The 13,736-nt window shown below is 66.0% G+C and carries 14 protein-coding genes; 11 read left to right on the forward strand and 3 right to left on the reverse strand.

Features of this window, described 5'->3' with window-relative positions; all coding sequences use genetic code 11:
* Positions 1–6 precede the first annotated feature (6 nt).
* The 8 genes from ACXI0U_RS21470 (at position 7) to ACXI0U_RS21505 (ending at position 8,693) form a co-directional block, all read left to right on the forward strand.
* Positions 7–708 carry an SPOR domain-containing protein gene (locus ACXI0U_RS21470; protein WP_374979183.1) on the forward strand — a complete coding sequence of 234 codons (702 nt, stop codon included), beginning with the start codon at positions 7–9 and terminating at the stop codon, positions 706–708.
* 96 nt (positions 709–804) lie between these two features.
* Positions 805–1,335, forward strand: a complete 531-nt coding sequence (gene hslV / locus ACXI0U_RS21475) for an ATP-dependent protease subunit HslV (protein ID WP_031288432.1) — start codon at positions 805–807, stop codon at positions 1,333–1,335.
* Between the two features lie 26 nt (positions 1,336–1,361).
* Positions 1,362–2,699, forward strand: a complete 1,338-nt coding sequence (gene hslU / locus ACXI0U_RS21480; RefSeq protein ID WP_374979184.1) for an ATP-dependent protease ATPase subunit HslU — start codon at positions 1,362–1,364, stop codon at positions 2,697–2,699.
* Between the two features lie 99 nt (positions 2,700–2,798).
* Positions 2,799–3,170, forward strand: coding sequence for a gamma-butyrobetaine hydroxylase family protein (locus tag ACXI0U_RS21485; RefSeq protein WP_479550783.1), 372 nt, complete (start codon positions 2,799–2,801; stop codon positions 3,168–3,170).
* 290 nt (positions 3,171–3,460) lie between these two features.
* Positions 3,461–5,140 (forward strand): class II poly(R)-hydroxyalkanoic acid synthase, encoded by a 1,680-nt coding sequence (phaC, locus tag ACXI0U_RS21490; protein ID WP_184489691.1) that lies wholly within the window; start codon positions 3,461–3,463, stop codon positions 5,138–5,140.
* A gap of 152 nt (positions 5,141–5,292) precedes the next feature.
* Positions 5,293–6,150, forward strand: coding sequence for a poly(3-hydroxyalkanoate) depolymerase (gene phaZ, locus ACXI0U_RS21495; RefSeq protein ID WP_316925621.1), 858 nt, complete (start codon positions 5,293–5,295; stop codon positions 6,148–6,150).
* Between the two features lie 184 nt (positions 6,151–6,334).
* The gene (phaC, locus tag ACXI0U_RS21500) at positions 6,335–8,017 is read left to right on the forward strand and encodes a class II poly(R)-hydroxyalkanoic acid synthase (RefSeq protein ID WP_031288434.1); all 1,683 of its coding nucleotides are present in this window, start codon (positions 6,335–6,337) and stop codon (positions 8,015–8,017) included.
* 61 nt (positions 8,018–8,078) lie between these two features.
* Positions 8,079–8,693 carry a TetR/AcrR family transcriptional regulator gene (locus ACXI0U_RS21505; protein ID WP_184489693.1) on the forward strand — a complete coding sequence of 205 codons (615 nt, stop codon included), beginning with the start codon at positions 8,079–8,081 and terminating at the stop codon, positions 8,691–8,693.
* Positions 8,694–8,739: 46 nt separating this feature from the next.
* Here ACXI0U_RS21505 and ACXI0U_RS21510 read toward each other — a convergent pair whose 3' ends face one another.
* The 3 genes from ACXI0U_RS21510 to ACXI0U_RS21520 all read right to left on the reverse strand — a co-directional run bounded on the left by ACXI0U_RS21510 (position 8,740) and on the right by ACXI0U_RS21520 (position 10,556).
* Positions 8,740–9,675: a phasin family protein gene (locus tag ACXI0U_RS21510; RefSeq protein ID WP_479550784.1), complete on the reverse strand. Its 936-nt coding sequence runs from the start codon at positions 9,673–9,675 to the stop codon at positions 8,740–8,742.
* A gap of 10 nt (positions 9,676–9,685) precedes the next feature.
* On the reverse strand, positions 9,686–10,126 hold the full coding sequence (locus ACXI0U_RS21515; protein WP_021221360.1) for a phasin family protein: 441 nt from the start codon (positions 10,124–10,126) through the stop codon (positions 9,686–9,688).
* 154 nt (positions 10,127–10,280) lie between these two features.
* Positions 10,281–10,556, reverse strand: a complete 276-nt coding sequence (locus tag ACXI0U_RS21520; protein WP_021221361.1) for a polyhydroxyalkanoic acid system family protein — start codon at positions 10,554–10,556, stop codon at positions 10,281–10,283.
* 142 nt (positions 10,557–10,698) lie between these two features.
* On the opposite strand from ACXI0U_RS21520, the gene ubiE reads away from it, so the two are divergent.
* The 3 genes from ubiE to ubiB are packed head-to-tail and all read left to right on the forward strand — an operon-like array spanning position 10,699 to position 13,678.
* Positions 10,699–11,469 (forward strand): bifunctional demethylmenaquinone methyltransferase/2-methoxy-6-polyprenyl-1,4-benzoquinol methylase UbiE, encoded by a 771-nt coding sequence (gene ubiE, locus ACXI0U_RS21525; RefSeq protein WP_479550785.1) that lies wholly within the window; start codon positions 10,699–10,701, stop codon positions 11,467–11,469.
* Positions 11,469–12,086, forward strand: a complete 618-nt coding sequence (locus tag ACXI0U_RS21530) for a ubiquinone biosynthesis accessory factor UbiJ (protein WP_263400909.1) — start codon at positions 11,469–11,471, stop codon at positions 12,084–12,086. The genes ubiE and ACXI0U_RS21530 overlap by 1 nt, the downstream gene beginning before the upstream one ends.
* A complete protein-coding gene (gene ubiB, locus ACXI0U_RS21535) occupies positions 12,083–13,678 on the forward strand; it encodes a ubiquinone biosynthesis regulatory protein kinase UbiB (RefSeq protein ID WP_043245830.1) in 1,596 nt (531 codons plus the stop codon). The genes ACXI0U_RS21530 and ubiB overlap by 4 nt, the downstream gene beginning before the upstream one ends.
* Positions 13,679–13,736 lie beyond the last annotated feature (58 nt).

Below are 13,736 nucleotides of genomic sequence, written 5' to 3' on the forward strand. Positions count from 1 at the left end.
CGGACTATGGCGAAGAAGAAAGCAGCACCCAAGCGCGGGGCCAGCCGCTACCAGGCACCGCCGAAGAAGCCGGTGCCGGGCTGGGTCTGGCTGGCGATGGGCCTGGTCATCGGCGGCTTCGTGGTCATGCTGATGAAGCTCGAGCCCGGTCGCGACGACATCCGTCGCACCAAGCCCGAGCAGCAGCAGGCAGCGAACGGCAAGCCGACGCCGCGCCCGCAAGCGGGTGGCCAGCAACAGCCCCAGACGACGCCGGAACCGACCAAGCCGAAATACGACTTCTACACGCTGCTGCCGGAATCCGAAGTCATAGTGCCGCCGGACGCCATGCCCAAGGACACGCCACCGACCACGCCCACCCAGCCGGTGACGCCCGAGGAAGCCGCGAAGATCGACGCCGCCCGCGCCGAAGCCGCCCTGGCCGGGCAGGTGCCGCCGCCCCCGCCCACCGTGGCCAAGGCGCCGGTCACCCAGTTCTTCCTCCAGGCCGGCTCCTTCCGCAAGAAGGACGACGCCGACCGCGTACGTGCACAGATCATCCTCCTGGGGCAGAACGTCCAGGTTGAATCCGGCACCGTGCGCGAGGAGACCTGGTACCGCGTGCTGGTCGGCCCCTTCGCCACCCGTGAGCAGTTGGCTGGCGCACAGAAACAGCTGGCCGGCAGCGGCTTCGGTAATCTCCTGTTGCAACAACGACAGGCACGCTGATCGGCTATTCGTAGGCGCGCGGTTGAAAAGCCGCGCCGCCTCCCCCATCTGGGTTTCCATTCGGGCAATTCGCCCCGCTGCGTGGAGACTCTCCCCTTGACCACAATCGTTTCAGTCCGCCGCAACGGCAAAGTCGTCATGGGCGGCGACGGCCAGGTTTCCCTCGGCAACACCGTGATGAAGGGCAACGCCAAGAAGGTCCGCCGTCTCTACCACGGCCAGGTGCTGGCCGGCTTCGCCGGTGCCACCGCCGACGCCTTCACCCTGTTCGAACGCTTCGAAGGCCAGTTGGAGAAACACCAGGGCCACCTGGTCCGCGCCGCCGTCGAGCTGGCCAAGGACTGGCGCACCGACCGCTCCCTCAGCCGCCTGGAAGCCATGCTCGCCGTGGCCAACAAGGACGCCTCGCTGATCATCACTGGCAACGGCGACGTGGTCGAACCCGAGCACGGCCTGATCGCCATGGGCTCCGGCGGCGGCTTCGCCCAGGCCGCGGCCACCGCGCTGCTGCAGCGCACCGAGCTGTCCGCCCGCGAGATCACCGAGACCGCCCTGAACATCGCCGGCTCCATCTGCGTGTTCACCAACCAGAACCTCACCATCGAGGAGCTGGACGCCGCCGAGTGAGGCCGTCCAGACCGGAGCTTCCGTACATGTCCATGACACCCCGCGAGATCGTCCACGAACTCAACCGTCACATCATCGGCCAGGACGACGCCAAGCGCGCCGTGGCCATCGCCCTGCGCAACCGCTGGCGGCGCATGCAACTCCCGGCCGAGCTGCGCGCCGAGGTGACGCCGAAGAACATCCTGATGATCGGCCCGACCGGCGTCGGCAAGACCGAGATCGCCCGTCGCCTGGCCAAGCTGGCCAACGCGCCCTTCCTCAAGGTCGAAGCCACCAAGTTCACCGAGGTGGGCTACGTGGGCCGTGACGTCGAATCGATCATCCGCGACCTGGCCGACGCCGCCGTGAAGATGATGCGCGAGCAGGAAATGCACAAGGTGCGCTTCCGCGCCGAGGACGCCGCCGAGGATCGCATCCTCGACGCCCTGCTGCCGCCGGCCCGCAGCGGCTTCGGTGACGAGCCCGCCCGCGAGGATTCCAACACCCGCCAGCTGTTCCGCAAGCGCCTGCGTGAAGGCCAGCTGGACGACAAGGAGATCGACATCGAAGTGGCCGAAAGCCCCGCCGGCGTCGAGATCATGGCCCCGCCCGGCATGGAGGAGATGACCAGCCAGCTGCAGAATCTCTTCTCCAACATGGGCAAGGGCAAGCGCAAGAGCCGCAAGCTCAAGGTCAAGGAAGCGCTGAAACTGGTGCGTGACGAGGAAGCCGCGCGCCTGGTCAACGAAGAGGAACTCAAGGCCCGCGCCCTGGAAGCGGTGGAGCAGAACGGCATCGTCTTCATCGACGAGATCGACAAGGTCGCCAAGCGCGGCAACGTCGGCGGCGCCGATGTCTCCCGCGAGGGCGTGCAGCGCGACCTGCTGCCGCTGATCGAGGGCTGCACCGTCAACACCAAGCTGGGCATGGTCAAGACCGACCACATCCTGTTCATCGCCTCGGGCGCCTTCCACCTGTCCAAGCCCAGCGACCTGGTGCCGGAGCTGCAGGGCCGTCTGCCGATCCGCGTGGAGCTCAAGGCCCTGTCGCCCGAAGACTTCGAGCGCATCCTCACCGAACCGCACGCCTCGCTCACCGAGCAATACAGCGCCCTGCTGAAGACCGAAGGCCTGAACATCGAGTTCGCACCGGAAGGCATCAAGCGCCTGGCCGAGATCGCCTGGCAGGTCAACGAGAAGACCGAGAACATCGGTGCCCGTCGCCTGCACACGCTGCTGGAGCGCCTGCTGGAGGAAGTCTCCTTCAGCGCCGGCGACCTGGCCGCCCAGCACGACGAGAAGCCGATCCTGATCGACGCCGCCTACGTCAACAGCCACCTCGGCGAGCTGGCCAAGGACGAAGATCTGTCGCGGTATATTCTCTAAAGTTCAAAGCCTGAAGCGGGAAGCCTGAAGAAGGAGCCCTTCCCGCTTCAAGCTTCAAGCTTCAAGCTTCAAGCACTGCTGACACTCGGACTAACACCCATGCGCATCCCCACTTCGATCGAATTGCATAAAGCCTCCCGCACCCTGGTGCTGGGCTATGGCGATGTGAGCTACAGCCTGCCGGCGGAGTTCCTGCGGGTGCATTCGCCCTCGGCCGAGGTGCAGGGCCACGGCAAGCCGATCCTGCAGTACGGCAAGGCGCGGGTCGCGCTCGTCGGCGTCGAACCGGCGGGCAACTATGCCCTGAAACTGACCTTCGACGACGGCCACGACAGCGGCTTGTTCACCTGGGACTACCTCCATGAGCTCGCCGTCCGCCAGGAAGCGCTCTGGGAGGATTACCTGCAGCAGCTTTCCGCCGCCGGCCGCTCCCGCGATCCCGACGAAAGCGTCGTCCGCCTGATGCTCTGACCCGGTGCGCCGGCCAGCCCCTTTCTGGCCATGCCGCACTAGGTTAGAGCGCATTTTCTAGAAGCTCGCGACATACTCCCCGGCGCGCGCCCGACCCAGGGCCAGCTTGCGCAAATCCACAAACTCGGGTAACCAAGAACTGGCAGGTTCCATGCATTTGGCAACCACAGGTTCATAGAAATCGGCGAAGTTCTCTTCGCACCCCCGGTAACCCGAGCAGTACCAGGCACGCTTAACTGTCCCGTACAGCAGTCACCCGGTATCCGCCTCTGGACAATGGAGCGTCGTAGATGAGCAACAAGAACAATGAAGACCTGCAGCGCCAAGCCTCTGAGAATACCCTCGGGCTGAACCCGGTGATCGGCATCCGCGGCAAGGATCTGCTGACCTCCGCGCGCATGGTCATGCTGCAGGCCATCAAGCAGCCCTTCCACAGTGCCAAGCACGTCGCCCATTTCGGGGTCGAGCTTAAAAACGTCCTGCTCGGCTCTTCGGCCCTGCAGCCGGAAGCCGACGACCGTCGCTTCGCGGACCCGGCCTGGAGCCAGAACCCCCTCTACAAGCGCTACCTGCAGACCTACCTCGCCTGGCGCAAGGAACTGCACCAGTGGATCGAGCACAGCGACCTGTCGTCGTCCGATACCAGCCGCGGCCACTTCGTGATCAACCTGATGACCGAAGCCATGGCCCCCACCAACACCATGGCCAACCCGGCGGCGGTGAAGCGCTTCTTCGAAACCGGCGGCAAGAGCCTGCTCGACGGCCTCTCGCACCTGGCCAAGGACCTGGTCAACAACGGCGGCATGCCCAGCCAGGTCAACATGGACGCCTTCGAGGTCGGCAAGAACCTCGCCACCACCGAAGGCGCCGTGGTCTTCCGCAATGACGTGCTGGAGCTGATCCAGTACAAGCCCATCACCGAGCAGGTGCACGAGCGCCCGCTGCTGGTGGTGCCGCCGCAGATCAACAAGTTCTACGTCTTCGACCTGTCCCAGGAGAAGAGCCTGGCGCGCTTCAACCTGCGCAACGGCATCCAGACCTTCATCGTCAGCTGGCGCAACCCGACCAAGGCCCAGCGCGAATGGGGCCTGTCGACCTACATCGAGGCGCTCAAGGAAACCATCGAGGTGGTGCTGAAGATCACCGGCGCCAAGGACCTCAACATGCTCGGTGCCTGCTCCGGCGGCATCACCACGGTCGCCCTGCTGGGCCACTACCAGGCGATCGGCGAGCACAAGGTGAACGCCTTCACCCAGTTGGTCAGCGTGCTCGACTTCAACCTGGACACCCAGGTCGCGCTGTTCGCCGACGAAACCACCCTGGAGGCCGCCAAGCGCCGCTCCTACCAGTCCGGCGTGCTGGAAGGCAAGGACATGGCCAAGGTCTTCGCCTGGATGCGCCCCAACGACCTGATCTGGAACTACTGGGTGAACAACTACCTGCTCGGCAACGAGCCGCCGGTGTTCGACATCCTCTACTGGAACAACGACACCACGCGCCTGCCCGCCGCCTTCCACGGCGAGTTGGTGGAGATGTTCAAGACCAACCCGCTGACCCGCCCCGACGGGCTGGAGGTCTGCGGCACCCCAATCGACCTGAAGAAGGTCACCTGCGACTTCTTCTGCGTGGCCGGCACCACCGACCACATCACCCCTTGGGAAGCCTGCTACCGCTCCGCCCGCCTGCTGGGCGGCAAATGCGAGTTCGTGCTGTCCAACAGCGGGCACATCCAGAGCATCCTCAACCCCCCGGGCAACCCCAAGGCGCGCTTCTCCACCAACAGCGAGATGCCGGCGGACCCGAAGGAGTGGCAGGAAAACGCCACCAAGCACGCCGACTCCTGGTGGCTGTACTGGCAAACCTGGCTGGCGGAGCGCTCGGGCAAGACCAAGAAAGCCAGCTTCACCCTCGGCAACAAGGCCTACCCGGCCGGCGAGGCTTCGCCAGGGACCTATGTCCACGAACGTTGATCGCGCGCATTGCGCATTGCTGCCCCGGCACCCGGACGTGCCAGCCAGGCCCACCGCCAATACCGGCGGCGGCCTGAACCAGGCTCGGCCTGGCGCTACAGGGAGGCCCCTCGCGGGTGCCTCCCGTCGTTTCAATCCATAGGGGCCCGCGCATGCCGCAACCTTTCGTCTTCCGCACCATCGACCTCGATGGCCAGACCATCCGCACCGCCGTCAGGCCCGGCAAGGAACACCTGACGCCGCTGCTCATCTTCAACGGCATCGGTGCCAACCTCGAGCTGGTGTTCCCCTTCGTCCAGGCGCTCGACCCGGACCAGGAGGTGATCGCCTTCGACGTGCCCGGTGTCGGCGGGTCCTCCACGCCGAGCAAGCCCTACCGCTTCCCCGGCCTGGCCAAGCTCGCCGCCCGCATGCTCGACTATCTGAACTACGGCCAGGTCAACGCCATAGGCGTGTCCTGGGGTGGCGCCCTGGCGCAGCAGTTCGCCCACGACTACCCCGAGCGCTGCAAGAAGCTGATCCTCGCCGCCACCTCGGCCGGCGCGATCATGGTGCCCGGCAAGCCCAAGGTGCTCTGGCGCATGGCCAGCCCGCGGCGCTACATCCAGCCGTCCTACGGCGTGCACATCGCCCCGGACATCTACGGTGGCGCCTTCCGCCGCGACCCGACCCTGGCCATGGCCCACGCCAGCAAGGTGCGCTCCTCCGGCAAGCTCGGCTACTACTGGCAGCTGTTCGCCGGCCTCGGCTGGACCAGCATCCACTGGCTGCACCGCATCCGCCAACCCACCCTGGTACTGGCCGGCGACGACGACCCGATCATTCCGCTGGTGAACATGCGCATGCTCGCCTGGCGCATCCCCAACTCGGAACTCCATGTCATCGACGACGGTCACCTGTTCCTCGTGACCCGGGCGGAAACGGTGGCGCCGATCATCATGAAGTTCCTCGCCCAGGAGCGTCAGCGCGCGGTAATCCACCCGCAGCCGATGCAACTGCGCAATCCCTGAAGCCCGCGCTCGGCGGTGCCTCCGCTCCATGATGGGGCGGCAGCACCGCATTCGCGCGGCAAAACGCCCGCTGTAACGAACTTGAATTTCCCGCGCAGTAGTCTGGAATGCACCTATTGCGCTCAGTGGTACGAGCCTTGCCTAAACCTCCTTGACGACGGATTGATTACGGAGCGTTGCCCCCATGCGAGAGAAACAGGTGTCGGGAGCCTTGCCGGTCCCCGCTAACTACATGAACGCGCAGAGCGCCATTGTCGGCTTGCGAGGCAAGGATCTGGCTTCCACCGTCCGCACCCTCGCCCTGCAGGGCTTGAAGCACCCCGTGCACAGCGCCCGCCACGTCCTCGCCTTCGGCGGCCAGCTGGGCCGCGTATTGATGGGCGACACCCCGCACAAGCCCAACCCGCAGGACGCGCGCTTCGCCGATCCCTCCTGGAGCCACAACCCGTTCTACCGTCGCGGCTTGCAGGCCTACCTGGCCTGGCAGAAACAACTCTATGCCTGGGTCGAGGACAGCGACCTCACCGACGATGACCGCGCCCGCGCGCGCTTCGTCCTGGCCCTGGTCAGCGACGCCATGGCGCCCTCCAACAGCCTGCTCAACCCTCTCGCGGTGAAGGAGCTGTTCAACACCGGCGGCCTCAGCCTGCTCAATGGCGCGCGCCACCTGCTGGACGATGTGCTGAACAACAACGCCATGCCGCGCCAGGTCAGCAAGCACTCCTTCGAGATCGGCCGCAACCTGGCCACCACGCCCGGGTCGGTGGTCTATCGCAACGAGCTGCTGGAACTGATCCAGTACAAGCCGATGAGCGAGAAGCAGTACCTCAAGCCTCTGGTGATCGTCCCGCCGCAAATCAACAAGTTCTACATCTTCGATCTCTCGCCGGAGAAGAGCTTCGTCCAGTACGCGCTGAAGAACGGGCTGCAGGTACTCATCGTCAGCTGGCGCAACCCCGACGCCCGTCACCGCGAATGGGGCCTGTCCACCTATGTGCAGGCGCTGGAGCAGGCGGTCGACGTGGCCCGCGCCATCACCGGCAGCAAGGACGTCAACCTGATGGGCGCCTGCGCCGGCGGCCTGACCATCGCCGCCCTGCAGGGCCACCTCCAAGCCAAGCGCCAGCTGCGCAAGGTCAGCAGCGCCAGCTACCTGGTCAGCCTGCTGGACAGCCAGGTCGAAAGCCCCGCCGCGCTGTTCGCCGACGAACAGACCCTGGAGGCGGCCAAGCGCCGCTCCTACCAGCACGGCGTACTGGACGGCCGCGACATGGCGAAGATCTTCGCCTGGATGCGCCCCAACGACCTGGTGTGGAACTACTTCGTCAACAACTACCTGCTGGGCCGCCAGCCGCCGGCCTTCGACATCCTCTACTGGAACAACGACAACACCCGCCTGCCCGCCGCCTTCCACGGCGACCTGCTGGACTTCTTCAAGCACAACCCGCTGACCCGGGGCGGCGCGCTGGAAATCTGCGGCACCCCCATCGACCTGCAGAAGGTCACGGTGGACAGCTTCAGCGTGGCCGGCATCAACGACCACATCACCCCCTGGGACGCGGTCTATCGCTCGGCCCGGCTGCTGGGTGGCGATAGCCGCTTCGTGCTGTCCAACAGCGGGCACATCCAGAGCATCCTCAACCCACCGGGCAACCCCAAGGCCAACTACCTGGAAAACGGCAAGCTCAGCTCGGACCACCGCGCCTGGTACTACGACGCGAAGAACGTGCAGGGCAGCTGGTGGCCGGAGTGGCTGAGCTGGATCCAGGCGCGCTCGGGGGAGCAGCGCGAAACCCTGGTCACCCTCGGCAACCAGGCCCACCCACCCATGGAGGCGGCACCCGGCACCTACGTGCACGTGCGCTGAAGACGTTCGGCCGGCCGGGGAACACCCGGCCGACCGCATGCAACGACGACAAGAAGACTGGATGAAGACCCGAGACCGGATACTCGAATGCGCCCTGATGCTGTTCAACAGCGAAGGCGAACCCAACGTCACCACCCTTGAGATCGCCACCGAACTGGGCATCAGCCCGGGCAACCTCTATTACCACTTCCATGGCAAGGAACCGCTGGTGATGGCGCTGCTGGAGCGCTTCCAGGACGAGCTCGCGCCGCTGCTCGACCCGCCCGAGGACGTGGAGCTGGGTGTCGAGGACTACTGGCTGTTCCTGCACCTGATCGTCGAGCGCCTGGCGCAGTACCGCTTCCTCTTCCAGGACCTCTCCAACCTCGCCGGTCGCCTGCCCAAGCTGGCCCGAGGCATGCGCGCCTGGCTCAACGCACTGAAGCGCACCCTGGCCTCGTTGCTGGCGCGGCTCAAGGCGCGGGAGCAGTTGGTCAGCGACACCGAATCCCTCGGCCAGTTGGTGGAGCAGATCACCCTCACCCTGCTGTTCTCCCTCGACTACCAGCGCATTCTCGGCAACGACGGCGAAGTACGCCTGGTGGTCTACCAGATCATGATGCTGGTGGCCCCCCACCTGCAGGACGACTCGCGCCAGGCCGCCGAGCGCATGGCCCGGCGTTATCTGGAAGCCTGAAACGCAAACGCCCGGCACAAGGCCGGGCGTCTGTGGTCCCTGACGATCAGGACTGGCTTGGCGTGCTGGCCGGAGCGGACGGCGCCGGAGTGGCGGCGGGAGCGCTCGGTGCAGCGGCCGGAGCCGGGGTTGCGGCCGGGGTCGCCGGCTTGGCAGCTGCCGGTTTCGGCGCAGCGGCTTTCTTCACCGCAGGCTTCTTCGCAGCAGGTTTTGCAGCGGGCTTCGCCGCCGGCTTGGCAGCCGGTTTTGCCGCAGCTGCAGGCTTGGCAGCGGCTGCGGGTTTGGCCGCTGCCGGCTTCGCCGCAGGCTTGGCTGCTGCCTTGGCGGCAGGTTTCGCCGCGGGCTTGGTGGCCGGTTTGGCAGCCGGTTTCGCCGCAGCGGTCTTCGCAGCGGGTTTGGCTGCAGCCTTGGCGGCCGGCTTCGCAGCCGGTTTAGCGGCGGGCTTGGCAGCGGGTTTCGCCGCAGCGGTCTTGGCAGCAGGTTTGGCGGCGACCTTGGCGGCCGGTTTAGCGGCAGCTTTCGGAGCGGGCTTGGCAGCCGGCTTGACCGACTTGGCGGAGACGCCGGTGAGCTTCTCGATCTGCCGGGTCAGGCTGTCGACCTTGCTGTTCAGGTCCTTCACCTCGTTGCGGCTAGGAACGCCGAGACGGGAGATGGCACTGTTCAGGCGCTTGTCGAAAGCCTCTTCCAGCTCGCCCCATTTGCCGATCGCCTTGTCCTTGACCTCATCGACCTTGGACTTGGCGGAGCCGACGCGGGAACCAACCCGGGACTTGACCGCATCGACCTGCTTGTCGACTTCGGTCTTGGCCTGTTTTTCAGCCTTCTCACCATCCTTGACCAGCGTATCGAACAGCTTGGTGCCGTCGTTGCTGACCTTCGAGTAGGCCCCCAAGCCAGCCAGCCAGATCTGGCGCGAGTATTTCTCGATCTCGCCGATCCAGGAGTTGGTTTCTTTCGTGGTTTTTTTCTTACCAGCCATCCTGCTCTCCTTATTTGGTTCGCGCGACGTGCTCGAGCAACGCGCTCAGCTCGTCAAGCTTAGCAGAGAGTGCCTCAACGTCCTGTCGCGAGGGAATACCCAGGCGATTGAGTGCGACAGCGACGCGGTTGTCGAAGGCTTTTTCGATCTTGTCGAGTTGCACTTCGACCTTTTCCTTCACGCCGGTGACCGAGCCCTTGACGCTGCCCTTCACCGAATCGATCTGGCTGTTGGCGGCTTCGACGCGCGCATCGACGACCTTGCGGCCCTGCTTCTCGACGCTCTCGCCGGCCTTCACCAGGTCGCGCAGGTAGTCGGCGCCTTCCTGTCCGGCCTTGGCGTAGGCACCCAGGCCAGCCAGCCAGATCTTGCGGGCATAGAGACGGACATCGGAAAGGACGGTGGTCTTGGTTTCTTCGACTTTCTTCTTGACGACGGCAGCTTTGGCCATGGTGCACCTCACTCGGGTAATGGAGGACTCGCCCTTTCTCAGGGCTTGAGGTGCACGTTAACGAGGAAAATTAGAAACCGCATACTAGCCGCGGGTTGGGTGAAACGCGCCGTGCCCGCCCTCTCCACGTGCCGTGAAAAGGGCCCTCACGGCATCAGGCCAGGTACTCGTCCAGCGCCTTCTCGATCTCGCGCTTGATGCTGCCGCTCATGGCCGACAGCAGCAGGCCCAGCTTCACCTCGACATTCACCTTGTCGTCACTGACCTCGATCTGCCCGTCGGCGCCGCTGCGCTTGAACTCCAGGGTGTCGCCACGCCACTGATAGCGCACGTCGTATTCACGGGCGAGGCGCTCGGCGAGCTGCTCGGCCTTGGCCCGGACGGCGCTGCGGCCCAGGTTGTGGGAACGTTCGACATTGATGCGGGCCATGGGCCAACTCCTGACTGCGACTTAAGGTCGCGCGACTATAGCAGGCCGCCCGTGGGCCCTGGCGAACCGGCACCGTTCGGGGCCAAGACAAAGCAGGCCAACCGCGCCTAAAATGGCCGCCAATTTCTTCCGGGGCAGCGACATGAACGATCCGCGCAAAGGCAGCGATGCCGAACCCACCACCCACTTCGGCTACCAGAGCGTTCCCGAGAGCCAGAAGGCCGACAAGGTCGCCGAGGTGTTCCACTCCGTGGCCGCCAAGTACGACCTGATGAACGACCTGATGTCCGCGGGCGTCCATCGGCTGTGGAAGCGCTTCACCATCGAGCTCTCCGGCGTACGCCCGGGCAACCGCGTGCTCGACATCGCCGGCGGCACCGGCGACCTCACCCGCCAGTTCTCGCGCCTGGTGGGCAGCACTGGCGAAGTGGTGCTGGCCGACATCAACGCCTCGATGCTCAAGGTCGGTCGCGACAAGCTGCTGGACAGCGGCGTCGCCGGCAACGTCAGCTTCGTCCAGGCCGATGCCGAGCAGCTGCCCTTCCCCGACAACCATTTCGATGTGGTCACCATCGCCTTCGGCCTGCGCAACGTCACCCACAAGGACGCCGCCCTGCGCTCCATGCTGCGCGTGCTCAAGCCCGGCGGCCGCCTGCTGGTGCTGGAGTTCTCCAAGCCCACCAGCAACCTGCTGTCCAAGGCCTATGACGCCTACTCCTTCAGCCTCCTGCCGCTGATGGGCAAGCTGATCACCAACGACTCCGAGAGCTACCGTTACCTGGCCGAGTCGATCCGCATGCACCCCGACCAGGAAACCCTCAAGGCCATGATGGTGGAGGCCGGCTTCGAGCGCACCACCTTCCACAACATGACCGGCGGCATCGTCGCCCTGCACCGCGGCATCAAGCCCTGATGCTTACCCAGGCCCTGCTCGCCGGCGTCGAACACGGCATCAACCGCGTCCTCAGGCTCGACGGCACCGCGCTGCCGCGCCTGTCGCGCCTCGAAGGCAAGGTGATCGAGATCGATTGCCAGGCCCCCGCCCTGCAGCTGTTCATCCTCCCCGGAGGCGACGGCCTGCAACTGGCGGCGAACTGGGCCGCACCGGCCGACTGCCGCCTGCGCGCGCCGGCCGCCAGCTTGCTGCGCCTGGCCCTGAGCCGCGAAAAGACCGCCGTCCTGCACCGCCCGGAAGTCGAGCTGGACGGCGATAGCGCCGCGCTCATGGAGCTCGCCGGCATCCTCCAGGACCTGGAGCTGGACTGGGAATACGAGCTGTCCCGCTGGCTCGGCCCGGTGGCCAGCCAACTGCTCGGCGCCCACCTGCGCAGCCGTGTCGACTGGACCACCCAGAGCCTCGACAGCCTGCGCCTGAACCTCGCCGACTACCTGGCCGAAGAATCGCGCACACTGGTCGGCCAGCGTGAAGCGGATGCCCGCTTCGCCGAACTGGACCGCCTCAAGGTCGACCTCGACCGCCTCGACGCCCGCATCGGGCGCCTGACCCAGAAAAGCAAACCCAACGCATGAAGCTGCTCGCCGTCCGCCGTCTGCTGCGCATCCAGAGTGTGGTCATCCGCTACCGCCTCGATGACCTGGTCTTCGACCTGCCGCTGCCCTGGTGGCTGCGCGCCCTCAGCTACCTGCTGCCCTGGCGCTGGTTGCCCCGCAAGCGCCTGGAACTCTCCCGGGGCGCACGCCTGCGCCTGGCACTGGAAGGCCTGGGGCCGATCTTCATCAAGTTCGGCCAGCTGCTGTCCACCCGCCGTGACCTGCTGCCGCCGGACATCGCCGACGAGCTCGCGCGCCTGCAGGACCAGGTCCCGCCCTTCGACCCCGAGCAGGCCGTGGCCCGCATCGAGGAGCAGCTCGGCGCCCGCGTCAGCGAAGTCTTCGCCCGCTTCGACGTCACCCCGCTGGCCTCCGCTTCGGTGGCACAGGTCCACGCCGCGCAGCTGAAAAGCGGCGAGGAAGTGGTGGTCAAGGTGATCCGCCCCAACCTGCGCCCGATCATCCGCCAGGACCTCGCCTGGCTGTTCATCCTCGCGCGCATCGCCGAGCGCCTCTCCAGCGACGCCCGCCGCCTGCGCCCGGTGGAAGTGGTCAGCGATTACGAAAAGACCATCTACGACGAACTCGACCTGCTCCGCGAGGCGGCCAACGCCAGCCAGCTGCGGCGCAACTTCGAAGGCTCGCCGCTGCTCTACGTGCCCCAGGTCTACTGGGACCTGTGCCGCCCCAAGGTGCTGGTGATGGAGCGCATCTACGGCGTCCCGGTCACCGACCTGGCCACCCTCGCCGACCAGCGCACCGACCTCAAGCTGCTGGCTGAACGCGGCGTGGAGATATTCTTCACCCAGGTCTTCCGCGACAGCTTCTTCCACGCCGACATGCACCCCGGCAACATCTTCGTCAGCAACCGCCAGCCCTGGAACCCGCAGTACATCGCCATCGACTGCGGCATCATCGGCAGCCTCACCCCCGAGGACCAGGACTACCTGGCGCGCAACCTGATCGCCTTCTTCAAGCGCGACTACCGTCGCGTCGCCCAGCTGCACATCGACTCCGGCTGGGTGCCCGCCGAAACCCGGGTCAACGACTTCGAAGCCGCCATCCGCACCGTCTGCGAGCCGATCTTCGAGCGGCCGCTCAAGGACATCTCCTTCGGCCAGCTGCTGCTGCGCCTGTTCCAGACCGCGCGCCGCTTCAACATGGAAGTGCAACCGCAACTGGTGCTGCTGCAGAAGACCCTGCTCAACATCGAGGGCCTGGGACGCCAGCTGTACCCGGACCTCGACCTCTGGAGCACCGCACAGCCCTACCTGGAACGCTGGATGCGCGAGCGCATGAGCCCCAGGACCCTGCTGCACAACCTGCAGTCCCAGGTCGAACAGGTGCCGCATGTCGCCAACATGACCCGCGACCTGCTGGAGCGCATGAGCCAGCCCCATGCCGCCGACCCGCCGCCGCCCTGGCACAAGCCCCGTGACGGCCTGGCCCTGCGCCTGATCGGCGCCGCCCTGCTGGTCGGTGCCGCCACCCTCGGCCTGGAGCAACACGCCGCAGCCTGGCCCGCCTGGCTGATGCTGGCCGGTGGTCTGTATCTGGTATTGCGCCGATAGCCAAGCCAGCGCCGGCGCTGGCACACTAGCCGCCCCGGTCAGGCCGTGCATCGCACCT

The sequence above is a fragment of the Pseudomonas sp. C9D1 genome, from assembly GCF_056491235.1.